At 52.8% G+C, this 1,727-nt stretch carries 1 rRNA gene; it reads right to left on the bottom strand.

Annotation, left to right across the window (positions count from 1 at the left end):
• Positions 1 to 135: 135 nt before the first annotated feature.
• A 16S ribosomal RNA gene (locus UC15_RS23760) occupies positions 136 to 1,678 on the bottom strand.
• Positions 1,679 to 1,727 lie beyond the last annotated feature (49 nt).

Genomic DNA, 1,727 nt, shown 5'->3' with positions numbered 1-1,727 from the left:
TGGACTTGAACCACCGACCTCACCCTTATCAGGGGTGCGCTCTAACCACCTGAGCTACAAGCCTATTAAGGTATTTCTGCTCGTTACTTTCTATCAGACAATCTGTGTGGACACTGCACAATGCGTATCTTGAGGTAAGGAGGTGATCCAACCGCAGGTTCCCCTACGGTTACCTTGTTACGACTTCACCCCAGTCATGAATCACAAAGTGGTAAGCGCCCTCCCGAAGGTTAAGCTACCTACTTCTTTTGCAACCCACTCCCATGGTGTGACGGGCGGTGTGTACAAGGCCCGGGAACGTATTCACCGTAGCATTCTGATCTACGATTACTAGCGATTCCGACTTCATGGAGTCGAGTTGCAGACTCCAATCCGGACTACGACATACTTTATGAGGTCCGCTTGCTCTCGCGAGTTCGCTTCTCTTTGTATATGCCATTGTAGCACGTGTGTAGCCCTACTCGTAAGGGCCATGATGACTTGACGTCATCCCCACCTTCCTCCGGTTTATCACCGGCAGTCTCCTTTGAGTTCCCACCATTACGTGCTGGCAACAAAGGATAAGGGTTGCGCTCGTTGCGGGACTTAACCCAACATTTCACAACACGAGCTGACGACAGCCATGCAGCACCTGTCTCAGAGTTCCCGAAGGCACTAAGCTATCTCTAGCGAATTCTCTGGATGTCAAGAGTAGGTAAGGTTCTTCGCGTTGCATCGAATTAAACCACATGCTCCACCGCTTGTGCGGGCCCCCGTCAATTCATTTGAGTTTTAACCTTGCGGCCGTACTCCCCAGGCGGTCGACTTAACGCGTTAGCTCCGGAAGCCACGCCTCAAGGGCACAACCTCCAAGTCGACATCGTTTACAGCGTGGACTACCAGGGTATCTAATCCTGTTTGCTCCCCACGCTTTCGCACCTGAGCGTCAGTCTTTGTCCAGGGGGCCGCCTTCGCCACCGGTATTCCTCCAGATCTCTACGCATTTCACCGCTACACCTGGAATTCTACCCCCCTCTACAAGACTCTAGCTTGCCAGTTTCAAATGCAGTTCCCAAGTTAAGCTCGGGGATTTCACATCTGACTTAACAAACCGCCTGCGTGCGCTTTACGCCCAGTAATTCCGATTAACGCTTGCACCCTCCGTATTACCGCGGCTGCTGGCACGGAGTTAGCCGGTGCTTCTTCTGCGAGTAACGTCAATGCACAGTGCTATTAACACTGAACCCTTCCTCCTCGCTGAAAGTGCTTTACAACCCTAAGGCCTTCTTCACACACGCGGCATGGCTGCATCAGGCTTGCGCCCATTGTGCAATATTCCCCACTGCTGCCTCCCGTAGGAGTCTGGACCGTGTCTCAGTTCCAGTGTGGCTGGTCATCCTCTCAGACCAGCTAGGGATCGTCGCCTAGGTGAGCCATTACCTCACCTACTAGCTAATCCCATCTGGGCACATCCGATGGCGTGAGGCCCGAAGGTCCCCCACTTTGCTCTTACGAGGTCATGCGGTATTAGCTACCGTTTCCAGTAGTTATCCCCCTCCATCAGGCAGTTTCCCAGACATTACTCACCCGTCCGCCGCTCGCCGGCAAAGTAGCAAGCTACTTCCCGCTGCCGCTCGACTTGCATGTGTTAGGCCTGCCGCCAGCGTTCAATCTGAGCCATGATCAAACTCTTCAATTAAAAGTTCGATTTGCTTAAACAAGTTAAGCGGTGCTCAGAGATTACTTCG

The organism is Rahnella sp. AN3-3W3 (genome assembly GCF_003263545.1).
Taxonomy (GTDB): domain Bacteria; phylum Pseudomonadota; class Gammaproteobacteria; order Enterobacterales; family Enterobacteriaceae; genus Rahnella; species Rahnella variigena.
The sequence above is the reverse complement of the archived record's forward strand: the minus strand, read 5'-3'. Positions and strand labels throughout refer to the sequence as shown.